Raw genomic sequence first — 20,499 nt, forward strand, 5'->3', positions numbered from 1 at the left:
CGCATCCATGGGAGGCATGTCCTGGAAATTTTCTTGACAAAGGCCATCCTGTTTAGCAGAAAGGAGGGCGTAAAAGTCATGTTTGGAAGAGCGTAGGGGCCATGCTGGTCTGCAGCTGCAATTACATCACCGACAAGGACATCAAGGACGTCATCAACGCGCTCCTCGATGAAGATTGTTGGCAGTTGATTGTCCCGTCCAAGGTCTACCATGCCATGGGCAAGCGTGGGCGCTGCTGCGGCTGCTTTCCCAACGTCGTCGAGATCATCATTCGCACCACCGAGGATTATCACGCGTCGCGTCAGACGGACGGCGCGGAAGTGGTCGACTTCATGGAACGCCTGAAGCGCTTCCATGAGGAACAGAAGGCTGCGAGCCTCGAGCGGCGCCAGCGCGCCGCCCAGGTCGCCTGACAGCGCCTGACCTTGCCCCATCCGGCGCAGCATGCCTGATAGGCGCAAGCCGTGCCTCGCACCATTCCAGCAAAATGCGAAGCGGTTTTGCGTCCGGAATGGCGTGGAAACAAAGAGACAGGGCCTTGAAGGCCTCTCCGTTTTCATCGGAAATGCTCTGGCCGAAAGGACCCAGGTGCCCCCGCCGTTTCGTGACCTTTCCACTGCCGATCGAGCAACGACACCCCCTTGACCATCCTTCAACGTCTGCGGGAGAAAACCACCCCGGACATTTTCGGCCGAAGACCGCCCTCTATTTTCGCTCGCAAACATCGTGCGATCATTAGCCATCAGTCCGGGCGATCGCCGATCGGCAAGAGCCATCACCCTTGGTGCGGGCCAATTCCATAAGGCAGTGATGGGTTCGCTCCGGTCAGGCTCCGTCCCGGTTCGCTCCTCCCCTGCAATGCCCTACCAAAAGGCGATCTTTCGCCGACGCCTAATCCCGGGTCCGCGACAGCAAGCCGAGCCGGGGGGAGGCGGCCGGGTGCGCCCTTTCCTGCTGGCCAGAGATGCAGGATCTCTCAGCGGCGACGTCCCCCCTTCTCCCGGTCACCGTCAAGGACGGGCGTTGCCCGACGCCACCACACAAGATTGAAACAAAAGCGGATTTTCACCCGAACTGGGCCGGTCCATCTCGACAGCGGGCGCGAACGGGCCTAGTTTCTGAGGCACAATCGCAGAAGAAGGGACCCATCATGAAGGGCGATCAAAAAGTAATCGAACGGCTGAACGAAGCGCTTTTCCTGGAGCTCGGTGCCGTCAACCAGTATTGGCTCCACTATCGCCTGCTGAGCGACTGGGGCTATGCCAAGCTCGCCAAGAAGGAACGCGCCGAATCGATCGAGGAAATGCAGCACGCCGACAAGCTGATCGATCGCATCATCTTCCTCGAAGGGCACCCGAACCTGCAGACGGTCGCACCGCTGCGCATCGGGCAGAATGTCAAGGAAGTGCTTGAGGCCGATCTGGCCGGCGAATACGACGCCCGTACCGCCTACAAGGCCTCGCGCGACATCTGTTACCAGGCCGGCGACTATGTCAGCATGAAGCTGTTCGAGGAGCTGCTGATGGACGAGGAAGGCCATATCGACTTCCTCGAAACGCAGCTCGATCTGTTGTCGAAGATCGGGGAACAGAGCTACGGCCAGCTGAATGCCGAATCGGCCGACGCCGCCGAATAAGACATCGGGGCCCGTCCGCAGAGGGCGGGCCGCGGATTCCCGACAAGTTTCGTTGGTGGCCGATCCCCTAGGATTGCAGGAGCTTGTGGCGCTGGTCCAGAGTTGGCCTTCTTGCCAAAGACCGCCAAAGGGCTAAAGCGAGTGGGGGCGCGGTGACGGCTGAGTTGCCGCTGGATGCTTCGAGGCCCGCGCCGCGGCTCGGGGCACAAGAGGTATAGCCGGCATGTTTCGCTGTCCTCCCGCCGTTGGGGTAACCGGCGCTAACCTGTCGGCGCCTCGGCCACCTTCGTTAGGGTCCTGCCCTCAAGCGTTGCCGGTGATGCAGGCCCTCACCTCCACTCGTAGACCTTGTCGCCGCGAAGCGGGCGGCGGTCCGCCAGGATCGAGGGGTCGGCGATCTTCGCGATATATTGCTCCGCATCGTGATCGTCGTTGAAGCCGACAAAGATCATGAACATCGCCTTTGCCTTGGGCTGGCCCTTCTTGCGGTAGGCGAAACTGACGGCGCAGGACGGATATTGCGATCCGATGGTGAGGCTCTGCGCGGCATCCTCGCCCTTCAGGTTTTCCAGCCTGCCGTTGAAGGCGAGAAACTGGCTGAGGGCCATGAAATGGTCGATGGCGGCGAAGGCCGTTGCCTGGGCGATCTGACGCGGGTTTTCCCCCGGACCGGAGCGGCCGTAATAGAGGCTGTCGGTCTGGCCTTTTCGCCTCTTCGTCTCGTAGACGACGAGTTTGCCGGAGGCTGCGAGCTCGATGTGGACGTCGTAGGTCTGGAACCGCTCGGGATGCTGGTCGAGTTCGGCAAAGAGGGTGCGCAACTGCCGCACATAATCTGCATAGAATTCTACCGGCATGGCTCTGGTCCCCTGTGTTCGGCCCCCCATAGCATTGCCGGGCGGGACGATGCTATAGGCGCGCGTCGTCGCGGGTGGAGGCGGACGATGCCTGCCGGGAAAGGGAGGGGCGTGCCCAGGCACGCGCGCGGCGCCGGAAGATCGGCGTGCAGCCGCCGACGAGGCCGGACAGTTTCGAGGGACGCGACCATTGCGGCCGGCGAAGGTCCTTCCTGGACCGGGTGCGGCGCGGAAACGCCGACGAATTCGATCCTGCGACCGGCCGCCTCGTCGCTCCATTCGCCCACGGCGGCAGTCGTCTCGTCGAAGGCAAACGCAATGCCGATCGCCTGGACGCAGGCGGTGACACCGTAGGGTTCCAGGTGACGCGCTTGGCTCTTTCCTCTAGCCGGCGAGGTGGCGGAATTCCGCGACCACCTGTTCGTAGACGCCGCGCTTGAACGGCACGATCAGGTCGGGCAGCTCGCGCATCGGCTTCCACGCCCAGGCGTCGAACTCTGCGGTGTGGCCGCCCGGCGGTGGGTCGATGGCGATCTCGCTTTCGTCGCCCTCGAAGCGGAAGGCGAACCAGCGCTGCGTCTGGCCGCGATACTTTCCGCGAAGGCCGATGCCGATCAGTTCCGCCGGCAGGTCGTAATTGATCCAGCGGCTCGCTTCGGCCAGCAGCGACACGCTCTTCATGCCGGTTTCTTCGTAAAGCTCGCGCAGCGCCGCCGGCAAGGGATCCTCGCCGTCATCGATCCCGCCCTGGGGCATCTGCCACAGCATGGGCGACCCGTCATATTCCGAATTTCCCTCGGGAATGCGCCGCCCGGCCCAGACGAGGCCCGCCGGATTGAGCACCATGATGCCGACGCAGGGGCGATAGGGAAGGTCCTCGGCGCGGATCTTCGGGCTTGCGGTGTTTTCCATCCTGTCCTCTTACTGTCCGGTTTCCGCCGCAAGGGCGGAGACGCCGACGATTTCAATTCCTCGCCCGGTGGCCTCCTCGCTCCACTGGCGGATGGCGGCGATCGTCTCGTCGAAGGCCGCCGCCGTTCCGATGGCATGGCCGTTGCGGCGGGCGATGCGTTCCAGCTCGTCGAGCTTGGCCAGCACGGCTGCCTTCTCCGGTTGTCCGTCGAGCAGAAGCGTGCCCTGGGCGTAAGGCATGCCGATCGCCTTGGCAAAGCTGTCGGCGAGCGATCGCGCCGTCGAGCCGTCGTCGAGGAACAGCAGCCCGCGGCCGCCGATGTCGCGCATGACCGGCTCGAAGGCCGTACCGTCCGACATGAATTTCGCGCCCATATAGTTCATGATGCCGGTGTAATTGGTGATGCGGCCCATGGCCTGATGCAATTTCTTCAGGGATTCGGCCGGCGTATCGCTCGTCAGCAGGGTCCCGCGACCGGGATTGTTGGCGGGATAGTCGAAGGGCTCGAAGGGCACCTGCAGCAGGATCTCATGGCCCTTGCGGCGCGCCTCCTGCATCCAGCGCGAAAGGCTGTTGCCTGTGGCGGCAAAGGCCAGCGTCACCTCTTCGGGCAGCTCGCGGATGGCACGCTGGCTGCCGGTCTGGCTCAATCCGATGCCGCCGACGACGATGGCGACACGGGTGGTGCGTGCCCCCGACCAGGGGCGTGCATATTGCTCCACCGGCCTCAGCCCATCGGGGCCTATGATCGGGAGGCGACCGTCCGGCGTGTCTTCCAGCAGTTCGTCATTGGGAAGGGCGGCGACGCGGCTGTCTTGGCCCAGCCTCTGGTTGTCGATCAGGACCGGCCCGTTTCCGTCGCGCGGCTTCGGGCTGAACTTGGTGACGACCGAACCGTCGTCGGTGGTCGTGCGCTCGACCACCGCACCGCCGAGCGGGCGGCTGGTGGTGAAATTCTCCTTGGAGCCAGCGGGCGCCGGTTCGGTCGAAACCTGACCGGTCTGCTCTTCCACGCCGCTTTCCGGCGGCGAGGTCTCGGCAAACTGGCGTAGCGGCAGCGGAACGACGGCGGAATAGGTGGAAAGGCCGAGAACGGAGACGAGCGCGAGGCTGCCGATCACAGTGGCAGCGGACGGCCGGCGACGCGGACTCTTCGCCGGCTTGCGGCCCTGGCCGAGCGGTGCGTGGAGATCGGCGCTCAAGGTTCTTTCGGCTCCCGTCGGCTCGCAAATGCAAGCGGGCGCCGGATTTCTCCGGCGCCCCATTTCTTACTTTGCCACGACGGCCTTCTGCGGGTCGGCCGGGAAGGACGGGTCGGTTTTGACCCCACGCAGCAGGTCGAGCGCATAGTTGAGCTGCAGGTCGTCCTTGGCTTCCGGCGGTACATAGGCGACCGAGCCGGAGCCCTCGTCGTTCTCGTTCTGGCCCTTGATATGGCCCTTGAGCGCCGATTCGCCCTCGGCGCGGACCTTGCCCTGGAGCTCTTCCGGCAGCGGCTGTTCGACCTTGATGTCCGGCTCGATGCCGGTGCCCTGGATCGACTTGCCGGACGGCGTGTAATAGAGCGCCGTGGTCAGACGCAGCGCACCCTTCTCGCCCATCGGGATGATGGTCTGGACCGAGCCCTTGCCGAAGGACCGGGTACCGACGACGGTGGCGCGCTTCAGGTCCTGCAGGGCGCCGGCGACGATTTCCGACGCGGACGCCGAGCCACCGTTGACCAGCACGACGAGCGGCTTGCCGTCGGTGAGGTCGCCCGCGCTGGCGTTGAAGCGGCGGGTGTCTTCCGGATCGCGCGAGCGGGTGGAGACCACTTCGCCGCGCTCGAGGAAGGCGTCGGAGACATAGATCGCCTGGTCGAGCAGGCCACCCGGGTTGAGGCGCAGGTCGAGGACGTAGCCCTTCAGCTTGTCGGCCGGCACGTCCGTCTTGATCTTCTCGATCGCGGCTTCCAGGTCGTCATAGGTCTTCTCGGTGAAGGAAATGACGCGGAGATAGCCGACATCGCCTTCGACGCGCGACTTGACGGCGCGGATGGGAATGATCTCGCGGACGATGGAAAGCTCGATCGGCTTGTCGGCGCCCTTGCGCAGGATGGTCAGCTTGATCGGCGTGTTGACCTCGCCGCGCATCTTGTCGACCGCTTCTTCGAGCTTGAGACCGCGCACCGATTCGCCGTTGATCTCGGCGATGAAGTCACCGGCGAGAATGCCGGCCTTGGCACCGGGCGTGTCGTCGATCGGGGTGATGACCTTGACCATGTCATCTTCCATCGTCACCTCGATGCCGATGCCGCCGAACTCGCCGCGCGTCTGGGTCTGCATGTCCGCCGCGTCCTTGGCGTTCATGTAGACCGAATGCGGATCGAGCGAGGTCAGCATGCCGTTGATGGCATTCTCGACCAGCTTTTCCTCGTCGGGCGGTGTCACGTATTGGGCGCGGATGCGCTCGAACACGTCGCCGAAAATCGACAGCTCCTTGTAGGTGGAGGTGCCTGCGGCCTGTGCGGGAACGCCCGCCGAATAGAGAACGCTCATCGCGGTCGCGCCCATGAGCGCACCGACGATAACAAGAGAAGCCCTACGAATCATTCTGTGCCTTTCCAGAGCCGCTTCCGGTCCACCACTCGCGGGAATCGACCGGCTTTCCATCTTTCCGAAATTCAATGTAGAGGGTCGGGCGATCCGTTTCCAGCGCCAATGCCGTCGCGCTCGCCACTCTTTTCTCCCCCATCACCGCCAAGGGCTCGCCGGAAAGAACGAACTTGCCCTGGCCAGTGCTGACACGGTCCATGCCGGACAATACCATATGATAGCCGTCGCCGGTATTCAGGATGATCATCTGCCCGTAGCTGCGGAACTCTCCGGCATAGACAACCCAGCCGTCGGCCGGGGCCGTGACCAGCGAGCCTGGTGCCAAGGCGATGACCATGCCCTTGGCTTCGTGTCCCGTGCCATCCGGATCGCCGAACTGGCGCAGGATCTCGCCAGCTGCCGGCAGTTCCAGTTTCTGCTTCAGATCTGAAAAGGCATATGCCGGGGCAATGCGGTTTTTATCGGGCGATGAAGATGCCGCCAGCTCCCGGGCCTTCTGCCGTTGCTCTTCGCTCAGGCGCTTGAGGCGCTCCTCTTCAGCGCGGGCCTTTTCCGCCGCCTCGCGGACCGAGCGGATCTCCGTCTCGAGGCTGGAAATCAGCCCTTCCATGCTGGAGGCCCGCGCTGCCAGCTCCTCGGCGCGGCGCTTCTCGGTGGCGAGCTCAAGGGTATTCTGCCGCGACAGCCGGTCGTTCTCGACCAGCAGCATGTCCATACGCCGCTCTTCCTCCTGGCGGCTGGACATGGTGGCGACCAGTGTCTCGGTTTCCTTCTGGCCTTCCATCCTGAGGCGCAGCAGTTCGCCGAGGTCGGCCGCGAGCTTCTCCGTCTCGTGGCGGATGCCGGGAACGACGGCGCCGAGCAGGATCGCGGTGCGGACCGAGGCGAGCGCATCCTCGGGGCTGACGAGCAAGGCCGGCGGGGGATTGCGACCCATCCGCTGCAGGGCGGCCAGCACCTCGGCGAGGATGGCGCGGCGATCCTTGAAGGAGGCGCGGATCTCGTCTTCCCTGATGCCGAGATCGGCGAGCTTTTTCTCTCCTGCGGCGATCTTGCGTTCGAGATCCTTGCGCCGCGCCGCTGATTCGATCAGGGCCTGCTTGAGGCTTTCGGAGGTCTTGGCAAGGGCGGCGATGCTCTCTTCGAGTTCGGCGGCCTTCTCGTCGGACACCCGCATCGAGCGGGAAAGCTCCTGCAATTCGCGGCCGACCTCGTCGCGCTTCTGGCGAAGCGCAAGGGCCGCGTCATCGGCGGCCGGATCGGAAGCCGCGGGCTCGACGGCATCAGGTGCTGCGGGATCGGTCACGGCGGGGGAAGGACCTTGAGCGATCACGAGCGCATCCAAACCGACAAGCGGACCGCCTAGCACCATCACCGAGGCGAGCAGTATCGCGCGGGTCGCGTGGCGACGCCCTGTTTCTCTGGCGCTGATGGATGGAGGGTGGTCGTATCGCAAGGCGCTATCCCGGTTCGCGGCGGAAAATACGCTGATTTGGCCGCCCACGCAAAGCGGGCGATGCGGAGGCGCGCTCGCGGGCGTCAGACGCGATGATAGGGATGGCCGGACAGGATGGTCACGGCGCGATAAAGCTGCTCGGCGACGAGGATGCGCACCAGCTGATGCGGCCAGGTCATGCGACCGAGATTGAGGACGAGTTTGGTCTTTTCGCGCAGGTCCGGATCGACGCCGTCGGCGCCGCCGATGACGATGGCGAGGTCCCGCTGGCCGCGGTCGCGGTGATCGCCGATCAGGTCGGCGAATTCCTGGCTGTCGAGTGCCTTGCCGCGTTCGTCGAGGATGATGACGAGGGCGCCTTCCGGCATGGCTTTCGTCAGTTCCGCCGCTTCCTCACGCTTGCGGGTCGCTGCATTGGAGGCACGGCTTTCGGCGATTTCGACCGAGCGGAGGAATTCGAGCCCGCAGGCGGGCCCGGCCTTGGCGAAACGGTCGAGATAACGGGACGCGAGTTCCTTCTCCGGTCCGGCCTTCAGCCGGCCCACGGCATAGATGCCCACGCGCATGTCTCGATCCTTCCTTCGTGGCCGCGCAACCCTCATGGCGGCAAAGCGCGCGACGCTTGCCGCTTGTCAGGGCTTCGCTGCTGCCGTGATCCGTGTCAGCGGCAGCGGGCCATCGGTGTCAGTGCAGGGTGCCTTCCTCGATGTCCGGAGCGGCCCACATCTTTTCGATGTTGTAGAACTCGCGGATTTCGGGGCGGAACACATGCACGATGATGTCACCGGTATCGATCAGCACCCAATCGCCGGCTTCCAGTCCCTCGACGCGGGGAGAACCGAAGCCCTCGTCCTTGAGGTCGGAAATCAGGTGCTCGCTGATCGCCGCCACATGTCGGTTCGAGCGCCCGGAGACGACGACCATGTAGTCGCCCAGCGCGGATTTTCCGACAATGTTGATGGTGACGATATCTTCTGCCTTGGAGTCCTCGAGGCTCGCGAGGACCAGCTCAAGCGCGCGGTCTGCAGCATCGGCGCCACGTTCCGGGCTTTTCGGGATGACGACGTGCGCCTTTCCCTTGGAGTGTACTGTTGTCAGAGTTTTCCCTTTCTTTGCAGAACAGCACGAAGGTGATTCCCACGATCGGAAATCACTCATGGAAGGTGGCATCGATCCGTTAATCTTTCAAGGGACGGCCAGAAAGAGCGGGCTTTTTCACCCCTTGCGCTGAGGTCGCGGCGGCCTCGCGCAGCGCGGTCGAGGAGAGCGTCGAGCGGGGGCCGTGGATGAAGGTCCAGGCCGGAGCCTTCTTCTTCCACAAGACGCCGGCGTCGTCCTCGTCAATGCGCGCATAATCGAATGTGCGGGCCATCTTCGAGGAAAGATAGGCGAGCGTCGAACCCGGCCGGTCGATCACGGCGATCGGGAAGGTCATGGCGATGCGTTGCCAGTGCTGCCAGCGATGGAAGCTTGCGAGATTGTCCGCGCCCATGATCCAGATGAAACGGGCGTCGCGGTTGCGTGCCTTCACGCGGTCGAGCGTCTTGGCCGTGTAGCTGGTGCCGAGCATCTGCTCGAAGGCCGTGACCTTGATGCGCGGATCTTCGACCAGCGCCTCGCACTTGGCGAGCCGCTCGGATAGCGGCGCCAGGTTGCCGCGGCTTTTCAGCGGATTGCCGGGGGTGACGATCCACCACAACTGGTCGAGGCCGAGGCGGCGAAGGGCGATTTCGGCAACCAGTGCATGGCCCTGATGCGGCGGATTGAACGAGCCGCCGAACAGGCCGACGACCATGCCCGGTTCGACATGCGGCATGAAACGATGGCGATGGGCGATCGCTTCCTCAGCCACCTTAGGGTCGCACCTGTCCGGTGCCGTGCACCCGATATTTGAACGAGGTCAGCTGTTCGACGCCGACAGGGCCGCGCGCGTGCATCTTGCCGGTGGCGATGCCGATCTCGGCGCCCATGCCGAACTCGCCGCCATCGGCGAACTGGGTCGAGGCATTGTGCAGCAGGATCGCCGAATCGATCTCGTTGAAGAAGCGCTCGACGACAGCCGGATCCTCGGCGATCACCGCCTCGGTGTGATGGGATGAATAGCGGGCTATGTGATCGATCGCGCCCGAGACGCCGTCGACGATGGCGACCGCGATGATGGCGTCGAGATATTCGGTGCGCCAGTCTTCTTCCGTTGCCGGCTTGAAGCCCGGATGGATCTTCAGCACGGTCGGCGAGGCATGGATCTCGCAGCCGGCTTCGGTCAGTGCCTCGAGGATCGGCATGAGATGCGTGCCCAGCGCCGCGCTGTCGACCAGGAGTGTCTCTGCCGCGCCGCAGATGCCGGTGCGGCGCATCTTCGAGTTGACGACGATGCGCTTGGCCATCTCAAGATCGGCGGAAGCGTCGACATAGACGTGGCAGAGGCCTTCGAGATGGGCAAAGACTGGAACGCGCGCTTCCGCCTGCACGCGGGCGACGAGGCTTTTTCCCCCGCGCGGCACGATCACGTCGATCGCGCCTTCAAGGCCGGTCAGCATGGCGCCGACGGCGGCGCGGTCCGGCACGGGAACCAGCTGAATGGCATCGGCCGGCAGGCCGACCTTTTCGAGACCCTTGACGAGGCAGGCATGGATCGCCCGCGAAGAGTTGAGCGAGTCCGAGCCGCCGCGCAGGATCACGGCATTGCCGGCTTTCAGGCAGAGCGCGCCGGCATCGGCGGTGACGTTGGGGCGGCTCTCGTAGATCACGCCGATAACACCGAGCGGGGTGCGCACGCGCTCGATCTCAAGGCCGTTCGGCCGGTCCCAGGCGGCGATCACCTCGCCCACCGGATCCTTCAGTTCGGCGATGGCGCGAATGCCCTCTGCGATAGCCTTGATGCGGGCCGGATCGAGCGTCAGGCGGTCAATGAAGGATGCGGCAAGGCCGCTATCCTCGGCATTCCTCAGGTCGATCGCATTGGCGGCGAGGATTGCCTGTTCGTCGGCGAGAATAGCGTCGGCCATGGCGGAAAGCGCGCCATTCTTCGCTTCCGTCGAAGTGATCGCCAGGGGCCGGGCGGCGGCGCGGGCGCGCCGGCCGATGTCCAGCATCAGCGCATCGACGTTGGTCAGGTCGGCTTTTGCCTTGTCAAGCATGGGCTTCGTCCTTCTTGTCGGCCTGGTTGTCGGCCTGCGTAGCGTCGTGCTTGTGCGCCGGGTCGGTCATCACCAGGTCGTCGCGATGGATCATCGCGGCGCGACCGGCATAGCCGAGAATGTCCTCGATCTCGGAGGATTTGCGCCCGGTGATGCGGCGTGCCTCCTCGGCGTCGTATCCGGCAAGTCCGCGGGCGATTTCGCGGCCTTCCACGCCGATCACCGAGACGGTGTCGCCGCGGCTGAACTGGCCGACGACCTGACGCACGCCGGCGGGTAGCAGGCTCTTGCCGGCCTTCAGTGCCGTCTGCGCGCCGGCATCGACATGCAGTTCGCCGGCGGCCTGGAGCTGGCCGGCGATCCAGGTCTTGCGGGCGGTCACCGGCGTCTTGGCGGCGGCGAACCAGGAGTGGCGGGCGCCGGTCTCGATGGCTTTCAGCGGATGGTCGGTCTTGCCCGAGGCAATGATCATGGCACAGCCGGCGCCGGTGGCCATCTTGCCGGCGTCGATCTTGGTGCGCATGCCGCCGCGCGACAGTTCGGAGGCAGCACCCCCGGCCATGGCTTCGATTTCCGGAGTGATCTCGGCGATCGTGTCGAGGAAGCGGGCGTTGGGGTCGAGATGCGGCGGGGCGGTATAGAGCCCGTCGATGTCGGAGAGCAGGACAAGCAGGTCGGCGCCGGCCATGGTGGCGACGCGGGCGGCGAGGCGATCATTGTCGCCATAGCGGATTTCGGTGGTGGCGACCGTGTCGTTCTCGTTGATGATCGGCACGGCGCCGATCTTCAGGAGCTGCTGCAGGGTGGCGCGCGCGTTCAAATAGCGACGGCGCTCCTCGGTATCGCCGAGCGTCAAGAGAATCTGGCCGGCGACGATCGACGACCGCGACAGGCTTTCCGACCAGTGCCGGGCCAGCGCGATCTGGCCGACGGCCGCGGCCGCCTGGCTTTCCTCGAGCTTCAACCCGCCGGAGGGCAGGTCGAGCACGGTGCGGCCAAGGGCGATCGCGCCCGAGGAGACGACCAGCACATCGACGCCGCGGGCCCTCAACGCGGCGATGTCGTCGCAGATCGCGTCGAGCCAGGCCTTCTTCAGGCCGCTTCCCCGATCGACCAGCAGGGCCGAGCCGATTTTGATGACGATGCGCTTGTAGCGCGTCAGCGACTTGGCTCCGGCCGACATTTATTCATCGCCTTCCGTTTCCTGGTCGCGCTTGCGATTGCGGTCGCGTTTCTCCGGCAGCGGGATATTGCCGCTTTCGGCGACGATGATGTCGCGCAATTGCCGGAGCGCCTCGGTCATGCCCTTGCCGGTGATGGCGGAGAGAAGGAGCGGCGTCTTGCCGCAAGCCTTCTTCAACTCCTGCGCCTTCTTCTTCAGGCCTTCCTCGTCGAGTACGTCGATCTGCGACAAGGCGACGATTTCAGGCTTGTCTTCCAGGCCGCCGCCATAGGCTTCGAGCTCGTGCTTGACCGTCTTGTAGGCCTTGCCGACATGCTCTTCCTGGGCGGAGACGAGATGCAGAAGCACGCGGGTGCGCTCGACATGGCCGAGGAAGCGGTCGCCGATGCCGACGCCTTCATGCGCGCCTTCGATCAGGCCCGGAATGTCGGCGAGGATGAATTCGCGCTCGTCGACGGTGGCGACGCCGAGGTTCGGATGCAGCGTGGTGAAGGGATAGTTGGCGATCTTCGGCCGGGCGCGGGTGACGGCGGCCAGGAAGGTCGACTTGCCGGCATTGGGAAGCCCGACCAGTCCGGCATCGGCGATCAGCTTCAAGCGCAGCCAGACCGTCTTTTCCTCGCCCTCCAGGCCCGGATTGGCCCAGTTCGGCGCCTGGTTGGTCGCCGACTTGAAATGCGCATTGCCGAAGCCGCCATTGCCGCCCTTGGCGATGCGGAAACGCTGGCCCTCGACCGTCATGTCGACGATCAGGGTCTCGTTGTCTTCCTCGAAGATCTGCGTGCCGACGGGCACCTTCAGCGTCACATCCTCGCCATTGGCGCCGGTGCGGTTGCGCCCCATGCCGTGGGTACCGGTCTTGGCCTTGAAATGCTGCTGGAAGCGGAAGTCGATGAGGGTGTTGAGGCCGTTGACCGCCTCGACCCAGACATCGCCGCCGCGGCCGCCATCGCCGCCGTCCGGACCGCCGAACTCGATGAATTTTTCGCGGCGGAAGGAGACGCTGCCGGCGCCACCGTCACCGGAGCGGATATAGACCTTTGCCTCGTCGAGAAATTTCATGCTTCTGCCAATTGATTGCGGGTCGGGATGAGCGGGATTGTTTGGGCCATCGATATAGCCGGTTGAGCCGGAGGTCAAAGAGTATCGTCATATTCTTCGGCCGGTATGGTGGCGGAACGCCGCTTACGGCCGGCTGGCCCGGCGTTGCTGCGCACCTTGCGCGAGGCCCGGGGCGACGATGCGCCGCCCCGGTCCGGGTCTGTCACGGTCGGCGGAAATCCGCCTCCGTCAGCCGCGTTTCGATATGCGGGGCCACCGCGTTGCGGGCGCATGAATAGAGATCGCCGCATCGCAGGATCGAAAAGCCGAGCTTGTCCTGGATACGCAGCGAGGCTGCATTGTCGGCGAAGGCGCCGGAATGAAGCTCCGTCTGCGGCATGCGGCGGAAGAAGCGCTCGATCGCCGCACCCGCCGCCTCGCTCATCAGCCCCTTGCCCCAGTAGTAGCGGTTCAGCCAGTAACCGAGATGCCAGAGGCCGTGGCGCAGCTCGATCGAGACCACGCCGAGATGAACGTCGTCGCCGGTGGTGATGGCGAGCGACCAGTCCGGCGTGATGCCGGAGGTTGCACGGCCCAGCCAGTCGGCGGCGTCCTGCCGGTCATAGGGAACCGGGACGCGCGCCAGCATGCGCACGATCTGGTAGTCGTTGAGCGATTCCGCGATCGCATCGGCATCGCTCATGCGATGCGGACGCAGCGTCAATCGCGCCGTCTCGATGACCGGGCAGGGCCCGGGCATCGAGGGCAAGGTCCTCATCAGGGGTGCGTTCATCACCGCATCTCCCCCCAGCTCTTCAGGGACATCCAGGTCTTGCGGTCGAGCCTGTACCATTCGACCGGCATCATGCCGCCCATGGCGAGGCTTGCGACCATGCCCGAGCCCTGGAACTGGAAGCCGCACTTCTGGATCACCCGGCGCGAGGCGATGTTGGTGACCCGGCAGCGCGCGTCGATATGGGCGATGTCGCGGGTGCGAAACGCCATGTCGATCAGCACGTGGGCCGCCTCCGTGGCATAGCCCCTGTTCCAGTGCGGCTCGCCGAGCCAATAGCCGATTTCCAGCGTGTCGGCGTCGTTGACATGCGGCTCCAGCGCGCAGCAGCCGAGGAATTCGCCGTTGTCGGCCTTGGTGATCGCATAGACGCATTTGCCAATCTCGCCAGCATTCGTGCGTCGCACGAAATCGGCCGCATCGCGTGCCGTGTAGGGGTGCGGCATGCGCGATACCATGGTGGCAACGGCGGCGTTGTTGGCGAGATGGGCAAGGGCGTCGATGTCTTCCTCGTGGGGCGCGCGCATGACGAGCCTCTGCGACAGCAAGACGGGGCAATCGCTCCGTAACCGATCCGGCCTCAACCGGTCCTGGGGTGACCGCGACGGGTCGACCCTCGATAGTTCGATCTGCATGGTTCAGTCTCCTTCTGGTTGAAAAAAGGCATAAGAAAAAGGGGAGATGGCGCCCCATCTCCCCTGTTTTCTAGACTGAACCTGGTACGGCCAGCCGGGTCGATGAGACGCCGGCTGTTTAGAGCGTACCGGCTTTATTCCGCTGCTTCGGCCGCTTTCGGCATCACCGACACGTATACCTTGCCATTGGCCTTGGTACGGTAAGCGACATTGCCTTCAATGAGCGAAAATACGGTATGATCCTTGCCCATGCCGACATTGGCGTCCGGATGCCACTGGGTGCCGCGCTGACGAACGATGATGTTGCCCGGAATGACGGCTTCGCCGCCGAACTTCTTCACGCCAAGGCGCTTGGAATTCGAATCGCGACCGTTGCGCGACGAACCGCCAGCTTTTTTGTGTGCCATTGGATTTCTCCTTTAAACCTGTTTTCTCTTTGACCGTTACGCAGCGACGATGTCGGTGATGCGAACGACGGTGTGGTGCTGGCGATGGCCGCGCGAACGCTTGGAATTCTGGCGACGGCGCTTCTTGAACGCGATCACCTTCTTGCCACGGTTCTGCTCGACGACTTCCGCCTTGACCGATGCGCCGGCCACGAAGGGCAGGCCGATCTTGGCATCGGCACCAACGCCGACCATGAGAACTTCAGTGAATTCGATAGTCGCACCTGCTTCGGCTTCCAGCTTTTCGATGGTCAGCACGTCGTTGGCGCTTACGCGGTACTGCTTACCGCCGGTCTTGATGACTGCGAACATTGGTTATCCTTTCATGTTCGTTTCCGGCTCTGCCTGGCAACCAGACGGCCGTCTTCTTGTCAGTCGATAGGGAAGCAGGCCCTGAAATCTAAACGATCGCGGCGCCTGCCGGTGGAATTTCCGCCGGGGCGGAGAAATCAGGACACAGTTGGCCCATGTCTAATTCACGGCTCGCATACGTGACGGGCCAAAAACTGTCAAGATGAAAGCTCGAGATAGTTGGATTTTCGCCCTTGCAAGCCCGACATTTGCCCGCTAAGAGACAGCCCGCGCACAACTTGCGCCGACCAGCAAAGCGGAGAGGTGGCTGAGTGGTCGAAAGCACCGCACTCGAAATGCGGCATACGGGCAACCGTATCGTGGGTTCGAATCCCACCCTCTCCGCCATTCAGGACCTTGGGCCGTAAGGTTTTTCCACGACTGGCTGGCTTCTCTTGATCGTCGAGACGGGTGCTGAGGTTGGCTAGGGCCACTATGGCGGCTCTATCGGAGAGCCAAGTCTGCTCCTTTAAAGAATTGGATCAACTGCTCTGAGCCCAAACCTTGGACCGCCGGAAGCTGGATTTCGACGAAATCGCCAAGAACAAACGGGTTGCCGGGGCGCGTAAGCGGGAATGATTTCCGGTCGAATTCGATCCGTTTTAGACGTGTTGAAGGGCAGCTATGTGACGCCATCCCGGCCGTTCGGATCACCCCCTCTGGTTCCTGAAGGCCGCCCGTCTGCTTCGTCGGTGACCACTTCCGGAGATGCCAATAGTGACGGAGGCCGAAGGCGGGGCCCTCGACCTCCACTGCTTCACATGACGCGCTTGATGTCGCTGTAGGCGCCATCGGTCTTCAGTGTCACGGTTACCGGATCTCCGGTGCGGTTGCGCCAGAACCAGCCGTGATTACCGTCGAAAGCCGCTTCGAGGACTCCGCTGTCCTCGGCTGCGCCGCGGCCCTTCTCGTAGCTGATGCTCTCGCCGCCGCCGTCGCCATGGGTGTCGAAATTGACTTTCGAGCCATTGGCGGTCCAGGTGTAGTTCGTCTTGGCTCCCTTGAGCATGACCAGTTTCACTTCAGCCCCTTCGCCCGGCTGGAGGGTGATGGACACTTCATCCTTTCGAATGGCGTCCCGCGCATAGGCGGCCGATATGCCGAACTCGCGGATGATGCGTTCAAGAAGGCTCGACCCTTCCTGTGGAACTGGTGCTGGCTGCGTGGGAATGAGGCTTTCTCCCGCGTTCTGGGCCGCCTTCCGATCCAGTTCCGCCTCTTCGGCGAGCTGCGTCTTGATCTCACCCATTTCGGTGAGGCCCATGACCGAACCGATACCGGTCGGGTCGATCCCGTATTCGGACGGCATGACGACGGTGACGAGAAGGGCTGCGGCCGCAACGACGGAGATGACCGTCGATTTGACGAGTTGCCTGGAGGACGGCAGGTCGTCTGGATTGGGAGCTTGCGAATTGAACATATGATTTCATCCTTAGTTGGGTCAGGAGACGAAGTAGCCGGTGATCTGATAGCCGACCAGCAGCCAGCCGGCGGTCATCATCAGCACGTTGGCGGTGTAGGCATGGCGCATGAAGCCGGAGGTCTTGCGCCAGTAGCTCATGGCGATCAGGATGATGGCGAGCGCGATGAACTGGCCGATCTCGACGCCGACATTGAAGGCGAGCAGGTTGGGGATGAGGCCATCGGCGGCTATCTCATATTCCATGATCTTGGTCGCGAGACCGAGGCCATGGAAAAAGCCGAAGATCAGCGTGGCGACCTTGGTGTTCGGCTGGAAACCCAGCCATCGCTGGAAGGCGCCTAGATTGTCCAGCGCCTTGTAGACGACCGAGAGCCCGATGATGGCGTCGATCAGATAGGCGCTGACATTCCAGCCGAAATAGACCCCGAGCAGCATCGTCGTCGAATGACCGACGGCAAAGAGGCTCACATAGATGGCGATGTGCTTCAGCCGGTAGAGGAAGAAGATCACGCCGAACAGGAACAGCAGATGGTCGTAGCCGGTGACCATGTGCTTGGCGCCCAGATAGACGAAGGGGAACAAATGAACCCCGGTGATCTCCTGGATGTAGCCCTTGTCGCCTTCGGCGACGGCATGGGCCGCGGCCGTGCTCACAAGCAACAGCAGCGACAGGACGACAAGTGTCAGATAGGCGAGCGTGCGGCGGGCTGACTGCCCGTGCGACACGCCTCCGCGAAGAAGTGTATTCATGAAAATGTCCGTGAACGAGTTGAACCGGCCGCAGAATGCGGCGTGGGTCAGACGAGGTTCATGGAGCGTGGAGGCCGGTGGATGCCGTAAGGAGGCCCGCCGTCAGGATGCAAATCGACGATGCGATAACTGGCTCGCAAGCCGGTGCGCAGCACGTCATCCAAGGCAGCCACCAGGCCCACCTTTTCGTGGGTGTGATCGGCGTGATGGTGATCGACCGCATCGGAAGCGCCCATGGAGAGGTCCAGATCATCGTCGTGCGAATGGCTGCCGTTGTCGTGGGCATGCGCGTCATTCGCGATTGCAAACCCTTGAGAATGCAGGCTGAGGGAGTGGCTCCCTGCGGGAACGAAGGCAAAGACGAGCGTGGCAACGATAGCCAGCACGGTCGTCATCACGGCCCCGAATCGTCTCCTGTCGCGAAGAAGCATGGACAAGCAGATAGACGTGATTGGCCAGGAAAACAAGAAAGCGCGTTGAAATATCCCCTCCAGGGGGATAGGAAGAAGAACCATGACAGAGCATCGACATGAATCCCATCCCGACATCGTCAAACGGCTGAAGCGGGCCGAGGGTCATCTGAAGAGCGTGATCGCGATGATCGATGCCGGCAAGCCGTGCCTCGACATCGCCCAGCAGCTTCATGCGGTGGAGAAGGCGGTCGAAAACGCCAAACGCTCGCTGATCCAGGATCATCTCGACCACTGCCTCGACGAAACGGTCGGCGCGCTCGACCGCGAGCAGCGCAAGTCGATCGATGAGTTCAAGGCGATCACCAAATATCTCTGAGGGAGCCGCCATGCTGGACGTTCTAGCCAATCGAACCTACCGGCATCTGTTCCTGGCGCAGGTGATCGCGCTCGTTGGAACGGGGCTCGCGACCGTGGCGCTCGGATTGCTGGCCTATGACCTTGCCGGAGACCGGGCCGGCGCGGTCTTGGGAACGGCGCTCGCCATCAAGATGATCGCCTATGTAGCGGTCGCACCGATTGCCGGGGCTTTCGCAGAAGTCCTGCCGCGCCGCGCCATGCTGGTCAGCCTCGATCTGGTGCGGGCAGCCGTGGCGCTGTGCCTGCCCTTCGTGACCGAGATCTGGCAGGTCTATGTGCTGATCTTCGTGCTTCAGTCGGCCTCCGCCGCCTTCACGCCGGCCTTCCAGGCAACCATTCCCGATGTCCTGCCCGACGAGAGGGATTACACCCGTGCCCTGTCGCTTTCGAGGCTCGCCTACGATCTCGAAAGCCTCGTCAGCCCGATGCTGGCGGCAGCGCTACTGACGGTCATATCCTTTCATTCGCTCTTTGCCGGCACTGTCGTGGGTTTTCTGGCGTCTGCGGCCCTGGTGGTGTCCGTGGTCTTGCCGCGCCATCCTGCGAAGGAGCGCCGGAGCATCTATGAGCGGACCACCCGCGGCCTTCGCCTCTATCTGGCGACCCCGCGACTGCGCGGCCTTCTGGCGCTCTGCCTCACCGTTTCCGCAGCGGGCGCCATGGTCATCGTCAACACCGTCGTCTTCGTCCAGGCGAATCTCGGGCTGTCGCAATCGGATACGGCGCTGGCGCTCGCCGCCTTTGGATGCGGCTCGATGGTCGCGGCACTATCGCTGCCAAGACTACTCGACAGCGTTGCAGACCGTCCGGTGATGCTCTCCGGAGCCGCTATCCTGATCGCCGGGCTGCTCACGACGGCATTCGTCAGCAATTACGCGACGCTACTAGGGGTATGGCTACTGATCGGGCTCGGTTATTCGATCGTGCAGACACCGTCCGGCCGGTTGTTGCGCCGGTCCGCCCATGCCGAGGATCGCCCGGCCTTGTTCGCCGCCCATTTCGCCTTGTCCCATGCGGCTTGGCTGATAACCTATCCACTCGCCGGATGGCTCGGCGCAACCATTGGCCTCTCGTGGACGGCGATGGTCCTTGGCATCTTGGCCGGCCTTGGTTTTATCGCCGCAGTCCGGGTCTGGCGGCCCTCTGACGAGGCGGACATCGAACACAGCCATGGCGATCTGGCAGAGAACGATCCCCATTTGATGGAGGGTCATCATCGAAATGGGCATCGACACAGCCACGCCTTCATGATCGACCGGCTGCATCCGGACTGGCCGCGTGAACACTGACCTTGCTGCCTATACCGGCCTGTTCGGCGCTGCGTTTCTCGCGGCCACGATTCTGCCGGCACAGTCGGAGGCGGTGCTTGCCATGATGATCGTCGCGGATCGGTACCCCCTTGTAACACTGCTTGGCGTTGCGAGCCTCGGCAATGTGCTGGGTTCGGTCGTCAACTGGATACTGGGGCGCGGAATCGAGCACTACCGCGAAAGTCGATGGTTCCCGGTCTCGCCGGAAAAACTCGACAAGGCTGAGGGTTGGTACCGGCGTTATGGAAAGTGGTCTTTGCTGGCAAGCTGGGTTCCGATCATCGGCGATCCGCTGACCGTTGTCGCGGGTGTGCTGCGGGTCCCGTTGCCGGCATTTGTCACGCTCGTTACCCTCGCCAAGGTCGGCCGCTATCTTGTTCTGGCCTGGGTAACGCTTGAGGTCACCTGACATGCTGGCCTGGATCATCGAGTTCCAGAAAGAGACTTATCTCACCTTCGGAGAGCATGTGCGCACATTGGCGGGTGGTGGCGGGGCTACTGCATTCCTTGCCTTCCTGCCCTGGGGCTGGTGCTGGGTGCTGTCCATGCCCTGATGCCGGGCCACAGCAAGCTTCTGCTTGCGACGTATGTGGCGGGTTCGTCGGGTGGGATGCGGAATGCGCTACTGACCGCGTTCGTGCTCGCCGCAACGCATATTTCCATCTCGGTGCTGATCGTTCTTCTGTCGCTCCCGGTCATCGATTACATGTTTGGCGGCTCTGGGCCTGGATCTTCGCCTCTGCTCGAGCACCTGAGCCGTGGCCTCATCGGTCTGATCGGCTTCTGGATGATCTGGCGGGGCATGAGTGCCGCGCGCCACGGGCATGCGCGCCGAAAGGGAGCCAGCTTCGGCTTTGTGGCGGGTCTCATTCCCTGTCCGCTGACCCTGTTCGTCATGACCTATGCGACTGCTCGCGGGGTGCCTGCACTGGGCCTTGTGTTTGCCGTGCTGATGCTCGCCGGTGTTGCCGCAACACTGTCTGCTGTGGCGATAGCCGCCACCGCCTTCAGGGCCGCTTTTGACAAGGCATTCAATGAGAAAGAAAATTGCCTGGGCCGCATTTCAAAAGTGCTGGAGATATCAGCCGGCCTGGTCATGGTCGGAGTTGCGCCAAATTCGATCGCCTGACCCGATCTCAGC

The 20,499-nt window shown here is 63.3% G+C and carries 24 protein-coding genes, 1 tRNA gene and 1 pseudogene; 8 read left to right on the forward strand and 18 right to left on the reverse strand.

Annotation, left to right across the window (positions count from 1 at the left end):
* Nucleotides 1-3: 3 nt before the first annotated feature.
* A pseudogene (locus DYZ14_RS08080) lies at nucleotides 4-413 on the forward strand ((2Fe-2S)-binding protein).
* A 737-nt stretch (nucleotides 414-1,150) separates the two neighbouring features.
* Entirely contained in the window at nucleotides 1,151-1,636 is a 486-nt protein-coding gene (bfr, locus tag DYZ14_RS08085; protein ID WP_154720197.1) for a bacterioferritin, read from the forward strand.
* 329 nt (nucleotides 1,637-1,965) lie between these two features.
* Here bfr and DYZ14_RS08090 read toward each other — a convergent pair whose 3' ends face one another.
* The 15 genes from DYZ14_RS08090 to rplU form a co-directional block, all read right to left on the reverse strand.
* Entirely contained in the window at nucleotides 1,966-2,493 is a 528-nt protein-coding gene (locus tag DYZ14_RS08090; RefSeq protein WP_154720198.1) for a hypothetical protein, read from the reverse strand.
* Between the two features lie 384 nt (nucleotides 2,494-2,877).
* On the reverse strand, nucleotides 2,878-3,405 hold the full coding sequence (locus DYZ14_RS08095) for an RNA pyrophosphohydrolase (RefSeq protein WP_154720199.1): 528 nt from the start codon (nucleotides 3,403-3,405) through the stop codon (nucleotides 2,878-2,880).
* A gap of 9 nt (nucleotides 3,406-3,414) precedes the next feature.
* The gene (locus DYZ14_RS08100; protein ID WP_232365470.1) at nucleotides 3,415-4,608 is read right to left on the reverse strand and encodes a divergent polysaccharide deacetylase family protein; all 1,194 of its coding nucleotides are present in this window, start codon (nucleotides 4,606-4,608) and stop codon (nucleotides 3,415-3,417) included.
* 66 nt (nucleotides 4,609-4,674) lie between these two features.
* Nucleotides 4,675-5,997 carry a S41 family peptidase gene (locus DYZ14_RS08105; protein ID WP_154720201.1) on the reverse strand — a complete coding sequence of 441 codons (1,323 nt, stop codon included), beginning with the start codon at nucleotides 5,995-5,997 and terminating at the stop codon, nucleotides 4,675-4,677.
* A complete protein-coding gene (locus DYZ14_RS08110) occupies nucleotides 5,987-7,372 on the reverse strand; it encodes a murein hydrolase activator EnvC family protein (protein ID WP_154720463.1) in 1,386 nt (461 codons plus the stop codon). The genes DYZ14_RS08105 and DYZ14_RS08110 overlap by 11 nt, the downstream gene beginning before the upstream one ends.
* A gap of 167 nt (nucleotides 7,373-7,539) precedes the next feature.
* Complete coding sequence (rlmH, locus tag DYZ14_RS08115; RefSeq protein WP_154720202.1) at nucleotides 7,540-8,022, reverse strand: 23S rRNA (pseudouridine(1915)-N(3))-methyltransferase RlmH; 483 nt, start codon at nucleotides 8,020-8,022, stop codon at nucleotides 7,540-7,542.
* Nucleotides 8,023-8,140: 118 nt separating this feature from the next.
* The gene (gene rsfS, locus DYZ14_RS08120; RefSeq protein ID WP_154720203.1) at nucleotides 8,141-8,626 is read right to left on the reverse strand and encodes a ribosome silencing factor; all 486 of its coding nucleotides are present in this window, start codon (nucleotides 8,624-8,626) and stop codon (nucleotides 8,141-8,143) included.
* 7 nt (nucleotides 8,627-8,633) lie between these two features.
* The gene (locus DYZ14_RS08125; RefSeq protein ID WP_154720464.1) at nucleotides 8,634-9,272 is read right to left on the reverse strand and encodes a nicotinate-nucleotide adenylyltransferase; all 639 of its coding nucleotides are present in this window, start codon (nucleotides 9,270-9,272) and stop codon (nucleotides 8,634-8,636) included.
* 37 nt (nucleotides 9,273-9,309) lie between these two features.
* The gene (locus DYZ14_RS08130) at nucleotides 9,310-10,596 is read right to left on the reverse strand and encodes a glutamate-5-semialdehyde dehydrogenase (RefSeq protein WP_154720204.1); all 1,287 of its coding nucleotides are present in this window, start codon (nucleotides 10,594-10,596) and stop codon (nucleotides 9,310-9,312) included.
* Nucleotides 10,589-11,779, reverse strand: a complete 1,191-nt coding sequence (proB, locus tag DYZ14_RS08135) for a glutamate 5-kinase (protein ID WP_154720205.1) — start codon at nucleotides 11,777-11,779, stop codon at nucleotides 10,589-10,591. Before proB ends, DYZ14_RS08130 begins: the two co-directional genes overlap by 8 nt.
* Nucleotides 11,780-12,841, reverse strand: coding sequence for a GTPase ObgE (gene obgE / locus DYZ14_RS08140; protein ID WP_154720206.1), 1,062 nt, complete (start codon nucleotides 12,839-12,841; stop codon nucleotides 11,780-11,782).
* 202 nt (nucleotides 12,842-13,043) lie between these two features.
* Nucleotides 13,044-13,613, reverse strand: coding sequence for a GNAT family N-acetyltransferase (locus DYZ14_RS08145; RefSeq protein WP_195949874.1), 570 nt, complete (start codon nucleotides 13,611-13,613; stop codon nucleotides 13,044-13,046).
* On the reverse strand, nucleotides 13,613-14,248 hold the full coding sequence (locus DYZ14_RS08150; RefSeq protein WP_154720208.1) for a GNAT family N-acetyltransferase: 636 nt from the start codon (nucleotides 14,246-14,248) through the stop codon (nucleotides 13,613-13,615). Before DYZ14_RS08150 ends, DYZ14_RS08145 begins: the two co-directional genes overlap by 1 nt.
* Before the next feature lie 134 nt (nucleotides 14,249-14,382).
* Complete coding sequence (rpmA, locus tag DYZ14_RS08155; RefSeq protein ID WP_028737293.1) at nucleotides 14,383-14,655, reverse strand: 50S ribosomal protein L27; 273 nt, start codon at nucleotides 14,653-14,655, stop codon at nucleotides 14,383-14,385.
* Nucleotides 14,656-14,691: 36 nt separating this feature from the next.
* The gene (gene rplU, locus DYZ14_RS08160; RefSeq protein ID WP_028737292.1) at nucleotides 14,692-15,006 is read right to left on the reverse strand and encodes a 50S ribosomal protein L21; all 315 of its coding nucleotides are present in this window, start codon (nucleotides 15,004-15,006) and stop codon (nucleotides 14,692-14,694) included.
* A 297-nt stretch (nucleotides 15,007-15,303) separates the two neighbouring features.
* Here rplU and DYZ14_RS08165 point away from each other — a divergent pair.
* A tRNA-Ser gene (locus DYZ14_RS08165) sits at nucleotides 15,304-15,393 on the forward strand.
* 409 nt (nucleotides 15,394-15,802) lie between these two features.
* Here DYZ14_RS08165 and DYZ14_RS08170 read toward each other — a convergent pair.
* From DYZ14_RS08170 to DYZ14_RS08180, 3 genes are read right to left on the reverse strand one after another with little or no spacing between them, the layout of a single operon-like run.
* Nucleotides 15,803-16,465: a transmembrane anchor protein gene (locus tag DYZ14_RS08170; protein ID WP_154720209.1), complete on the reverse strand. Its 663-nt coding sequence runs from the start codon at nucleotides 16,463-16,465 to the stop codon at nucleotides 15,803-15,805.
* 21 nt (nucleotides 16,466-16,486) lie between these two features.
* Nucleotides 16,487-17,218 carry a HupE/UreJ family protein gene (locus DYZ14_RS08175; protein WP_154720210.1) on the reverse strand — a complete coding sequence of 244 codons (732 nt, stop codon included), beginning with the start codon at nucleotides 17,216-17,218 and terminating at the stop codon, nucleotides 16,487-16,489.
* A gap of 47 nt (nucleotides 17,219-17,265) precedes the next feature.
* Complete coding sequence (locus DYZ14_RS08180; RefSeq protein WP_154720211.1) at nucleotides 17,266-17,613, reverse strand: hypothetical protein; 348 nt, start codon at nucleotides 17,611-17,613, stop codon at nucleotides 17,266-17,268.
* Nucleotides 17,614-17,731: 118 nt separating this feature from the next.
* Between DYZ14_RS08180 and DYZ14_RS08185 the strand changes: the two genes are divergently transcribed.
* Genes DYZ14_RS08185 through DYZ14_RS08200 form a run of 5 tightly spaced genes read left to right on the forward strand, consistent with a single transcriptional unit; the run spans nucleotide 17,732 to nucleotide 20,487 of the window.
* Nucleotides 17,732-18,007 (forward strand): metal-sensing transcriptional repressor, encoded by a 276-nt coding sequence (locus DYZ14_RS08185; protein WP_154720212.1) that lies wholly within the window; start codon nucleotides 17,732-17,734, stop codon nucleotides 18,005-18,007.
* A gap of 10 nt (nucleotides 18,008-18,017) precedes the next feature.
* Entirely contained in the window at nucleotides 18,018-19,337 is a 1,320-nt protein-coding gene (locus DYZ14_RS08190) for an MFS transporter (protein ID WP_154720213.1), read from the forward strand.
* Nucleotides 19,327-19,767 (forward strand): YqaA family protein, encoded by a 441-nt coding sequence (locus DYZ14_RS08195; RefSeq protein WP_232365471.1) that lies wholly within the window; start codon nucleotides 19,327-19,329, stop codon nucleotides 19,765-19,767. Before DYZ14_RS08190 ends, DYZ14_RS08195 begins: the two co-directional genes overlap by 11 nt.
* A 1-nt stretch (nucleotide 19,768) precedes the next feature.
* Nucleotides 19,769-19,912: a hypothetical protein gene (locus DYZ14_RS24345; protein ID WP_232365472.1), complete on the forward strand. Its 144-nt coding sequence runs from the start codon at nucleotides 19,769-19,771 to the stop codon at nucleotides 19,910-19,912.
* Nucleotides 19,912-20,487, forward strand: coding sequence for an urease accessory protein UreH domain-containing protein (locus tag DYZ14_RS08200; protein WP_232365473.1), 576 nt, complete (start codon nucleotides 19,912-19,914; stop codon nucleotides 20,485-20,487). Before DYZ14_RS24345 ends, DYZ14_RS08200 begins: the two co-directional genes overlap by 1 nt.
* Nucleotides 20,488-20,499 lie beyond the last annotated feature (12 nt).

Origin of the sequence: Ciceribacter sp. T2.26MG-112.2, assembly GCF_900492205.1 — a bacterium.
Taxonomy (GTDB): Bacteria; Pseudomonadota; Alphaproteobacteria; order Rhizobiales; family Rhizobiaceae; genus Allorhizobium; species Allorhizobium naphthalenivorans_A.